Source organism: Streptomyces lunalinharesii (assembly GCF_039532155.1).
GTDB lineage: Bacteria > Actinomycetota > Actinomycetes > Streptomycetales > Streptomycetaceae > Streptomyces > Streptomyces lunalinharesii.
The window spans coordinates 1-3,918 of record NZ_BAAARK010000090.1; the positions used below are offsets into that span (position 1 = coordinate 1).

General features: G+C 71.0%; 5 protein-coding genes. 2 read left to right on the top strand and 3 right to left on the bottom strand.

Annotated elements, in window-relative coordinates:
• Nucleotides 1-26 precede the first annotated feature (26 nt).
• The 3 genes from ABD385_RS40910 to ABD385_RS40920 all read right to left on the bottom strand — a co-directional run bounded on the left by ABD385_RS40910 (nt 27) and on the right by ABD385_RS40920 (nt 2,207).
• Nucleotides 27-221, bottom strand: a complete 195-nt coding sequence (locus ABD385_RS40910) for a ferredoxin (protein WP_344585316.1) — start codon at nt 219-221, stop codon at nt 27-29.
• Nucleotides 222-336: 115 nt separating this feature from the next.
• Nucleotides 337-1,530, bottom strand: coding sequence for a cytochrome P450 (locus tag ABD385_RS40915; protein WP_344585318.1), 1,194 nt, complete (start codon nt 1,528-1,530; stop codon nt 337-339).
• Nucleotides 1,527-2,207 carry a DUF3159 domain-containing protein gene (locus tag ABD385_RS40920; RefSeq protein WP_344585320.1) on the bottom strand — a complete coding sequence of 227 codons (681 nt, stop codon included), beginning with the start codon at nt 2,205-2,207 and terminating at the stop codon, nt 1,527-1,529. The genes ABD385_RS40915 and ABD385_RS40920 overlap by 4 nt, the downstream gene beginning before the upstream one ends.
• A gap of 302 nt (nt 2,208-2,509) precedes the next feature.
• Between ABD385_RS40920 and ABD385_RS40925 the strand changes: the two genes are divergently transcribed.
• Together ABD385_RS40925 and ABD385_RS40930 are read left to right on the top strand one after the other, a co-directional pair.
• Entirely contained in the window at nt 2,510-3,205 is a 696-nt protein-coding gene (locus tag ABD385_RS40925) for a response regulator transcription factor (RefSeq protein ID WP_344585322.1), read from the top strand.
• Between the two features lies 1 nt (nt 3,206).
• A partial coding sequence (locus ABD385_RS40930) for a HAMP domain-containing protein (RefSeq protein ID WP_344585324.1) occupies nt 3,207-3,918 on the top strand: 712 nt, incomplete at its 3' end.

Here is a 3,918-nt window from a genome sequence, read left to right on the forward strand (position 1 = left end):
CAGGACGATGTGGTCCGTGGCGGGCACTACTTCACCACCTCGATGGCCAGCGCGGGGCAGCGGGCGGCGGCGTCCTCGACCTGAGCGCTCAGGTCGTCCGCCGGCAGGGGGTTGAGCAGGACGACGATGCCGTCCTCGTCGCGCTGGTCGAAGACGTCGGCGGCAGCCAGCACGCACTGCCCTGCGCCAACGCACTTGTTCTCGTCAATGACGACCTTCATCGGGCCGCTCCGCTCCGTATCGGTGGGACTGGGATCTGGTGGCAGCCGTGGCCTACGGTCGGGCCCGTGGCCTACGGTCGGGCCACGGCTGCCGGGGTGTCGGGTGAGCTGCCGGCTACCAGGTCACGGGGAGCGCGTGGACGCCGTAAACGATCATGTCGTGGCGCATCGGTACGTCCTCCGGCGGCACCGCGAGCCGCAGCGTGGGGAACCGGTCGAACAGCGCGCCCAGAGCCGCCTTCATCTCCACCCGGGCCAGTTGCTGGCCGAGGCACTGGTGGATGCCGTGGCCGAAGGCGAGGTGCGGGCCGTGCTTCCTCGTCAACTCCAGCCGGTCGGGGTCGTCAAGGAACTGCGCCGCGTCCCGGTTCCCCGAGGTCAGCGAGGCAACCACGGGGGTGCCGGCCTTGATCAGGTGGCCGTGCAGTTCCACGTCCTCAAGAGCGGTGCGGCGGGCGCCGTACTGAACGATGGTGAGGTAACGCAGCAGTTCCTCGACGGCGCCGTCCATCAGCGTGGGGTCGGCCCGGAGCGCCGCCAGCTGCTCGGGGTTCTGCAGCAGGCACATGGTGCCCAGCGCGATCATGTTCGCGGTCGTTTCATGGCCGGCGATCAGCAGCAGCGATCCCACGCCGGCCAGTTCCTCGTCGGTGAGTTCGCCGGACTGCACCAGCTCGCCGAGGATGTCGTCGGTGGGCTCGGCGCGCTTGGCGAGCACCAGCCGGTGGAGGTGCGACCGCATCGCCTCCCGGGCCTCGTGGTTCGCTTCCGGGCCTGCGGTGAGGCTGATCATCCTGGCCGAGTTCCGTTGGAACTCCTCGCGGTCGGCGTAGGGCACTCCGAGCAGCTCGCAGATCACCAGTGAGGGAACCGGCAGCGCGAATTCCCGTACGAGGTCGACCGGGGACTCGGCCCAGGCCATCGCGTCCAGTCGCTCGGCGACGAACTGCTCCACCAACGGGGTCAGTTGCTGCATCCGGCGCACGGTGAACTTCCCGGTGAGCAGCCGTCGGAACCGGGTGTGCTCCGGCGGGTCCATGAAGATGAACATTCCCGGGGGCGGCGTGTGGGGGGCGCCGCCGGCCGGGGTGCCGTCCCCCAGCCGAGGGCCGCCGGCGCTGAACCGCGGGTCCGAGAGGACCGCCCGGACGTCCTCGTAGCGGCTGACGAGCCAGCCCGACTGGCCGTCGAGGAGGGTCATCCGGGTGATCGGCTCCTGCTCGCGCAGTGTGCGGTACTCCTCCGGCGGGTCGAAGGGGCAGGTCCGCGTCGTGGGTTGGGGCTTGATGGTGGGCTGTGCTGCGGTCATGAAGGTGTCCTTTCCAAGGGGTGGGATGTCTGGGCGTTCGGGTGACTGTCGAGGCAGCGGTGCGTACCGACGACACGTCGGTAGCTGCGCCAGCCCAGCAGCGTGCCGAGCGCGAGGACGACGGGGCCGAGGGTTTCCACCGCGCCGAGGGCGACGGCCTGGCCGGAGAGGAACAGCGGGAGCTGGACGGCGAGCAATGCGTAACTTCCGGCCACGATGGCCAAGTTGCCCCTGACGAAGCCCCGCCGACGTACCGGGCAGCGGCGCCAGCGGGTCCGCTCACCGGTGAGCAGGCCCACCGCCAGGCCCATCGGCGGCCATCCGAGGAGCAACATCACCGGCGTCGCCACGGCCATCACGCAGTGCATCACCAGACTCGGGACGAAGAACGAGGTGGCCTGTCCGGTGAGTGCGGCCAGCGCACCGCCGGCGCCGACGACACCCACGACACCGAGCGTGCGCCGCACGGGTTCTCGCCGTACCAGCCGCACGACGCAACCACCGACCCCGACCGTCAGGGCGACCGTCAACGCGACGGCGACCTGATGGCTGAGCGACAGGCTCAGGGTGAACCCGAGGACCGGCGCAACGTCGAGCACCCCGCTGCGCAGCCGACCGCGGATCGCGGCCCGGGCAGCATCGTCACTGCCGGTTTCAGGGTGTGCTGCGGGGTCCACGGCGGCTCCTGGCTTCGTCGGCGACGGTGGTCGTCGGGGTGTCCGACTCAAGAAGACCCGTCCCGGCTGACCCGCCCCGGTCGCCAACCTGACCGTTGCCTGACAGTCGGCGATGCCCTGCGCGGTCGCGGTGACCTGGACACCGGGCGCCGGGGCGACAGTCGGTCGCCGGCACAGGGAACCCGTGGGTGCGACGGGGCGTTGTCGACGCAGACGCGACAGCCCCCAAGGGCCGTCGCCGACGTGGCCTCCCCCGATTGGTAACTGTCATGCACTGCGTCCCACCGGCCGACGGCCTGCCCTTGCCCCGCGGAACCGGGCAGCGAGTGCTGGTCGTGGACGACGACCCGAGGGTGGCGGAGCTGCTGGAGACGACCCTGAGCCTGGCGGGGTACCAGGTGACGACGGCGAACCGCGGCGCCGTTGCCCTGCGCGCCTACGAAACCGTCTCCCCGGACCTGCTGGTACTGGACGTGATGCTGCCCGACATGGACGGCTTCGCGGTATGCCGCAGCCTCATCAGGAACGGGGCGCGGCTGCCGGTGTTGTTCCTGACCGCGCGGGACGCGGTGGAGGACCGGGTCGCCGGATTCGCCATGGGCGCCGACGACTACCTCACCAAGCCGTTCAGCGTCCCCGAACTGCTGGCCAGGGTGCACGCGTTGCTGCGCAGAGCCGGCACGACCGCAGCGCCCAGCCCCGTACTCGGCTTCGCGGACCTGACCGTGGACGAACGCAGCCGACGGGTCCGCCGCCGGGGCCGCCTGATCGCCCTGTCGCCGACGGAGTACAAGCTCCTGCGGTACCTGCTGGTCAACGCCGAGTACGTGGTCTCGAAGGAGCAGATCATGGACCACGTGTGGCAGCACCACTTCAGCCACGGCGTCGTGGAGAAGCTGGTCTCCCGCCTCCGGGCGAAGATCGACGCCCAGGCGCCGCCCTTGATCCAGACCGTACGCGGATTCGGCTACAGCCTGCGGCTCCCCGGAGACGGGTGACATGGCCCGCGCACGCCGCGGCTCCCTGCGGGCCCGCCTCATGGCAGGAGTCATGCTGCTGGCCGCCCTGGGCATGGTGACGGTCAACGCGGCCTCGTTGGTCGCCCTGCGCGTCTACCTCATCGATGCCGCCGACGCCAAGCTCACCAACGCCCGCGACACCATCCAGCACCGCATCGTGAACCCGCCCGACCGTACGATCGATGCCGACCTGCTCGCCCGGACTCCCGGAGGGGTCTACGCCGTACTGCTCGACGCGCACGGCCGAGTGGTCGCACAGACACCGGCAAGGGACCTCAACGGCGAACCCGCACCCCGGCCCGACCTCCCGGCGCCGGTCCCGGACGGATTCGCCGCCCGCCCCGTCACCCTGCCGACCCAGGACACACCCCTCCCCCGATACCGCGCCCTTGCCTTCCCCGTCGGCCGGCACGCCACGGTCCAGCAACGGGCCGGCGCCGTCCCGAAGCCGTTCAGCACCGTGGTGGTCGCCGAGAGCCTCGGACCCACCGATGACGTGGTGTACTGGCTGATCGTCGCCGACGCCGTGGCCACCCTGGCCGCGCTCGGCGGCATCTCCCTCCTCGGCCGCGGGGTGCTGCGCGTGGGCCTGCGACCGTTGCGCGACATGGCGACGACCGCGACCGCGATCGCCGAGGGCAACGTGGACCAACGCATCGAAGTCGCCGACCGCCCCTCGGAGATCGGTGAGG

What these genes read in the sequence shown, in the direction of transcription:
- ABD385_RS40915 (WP_344585318.1), bottom strand. Translation starts at nt 1,530, where the DNA reads ATGACCGCAGCACAGCCCACCATCAAGCCCCAACCCACGACGCGGACC.
- ABD385_RS40910 (WP_344585316.1), bottom strand. Translation starts at nt 221, where the DNA reads ATGAAGGTCGTCATTGACGAGAACAAGTGCGTTGGCGCAGGGCAGTGC.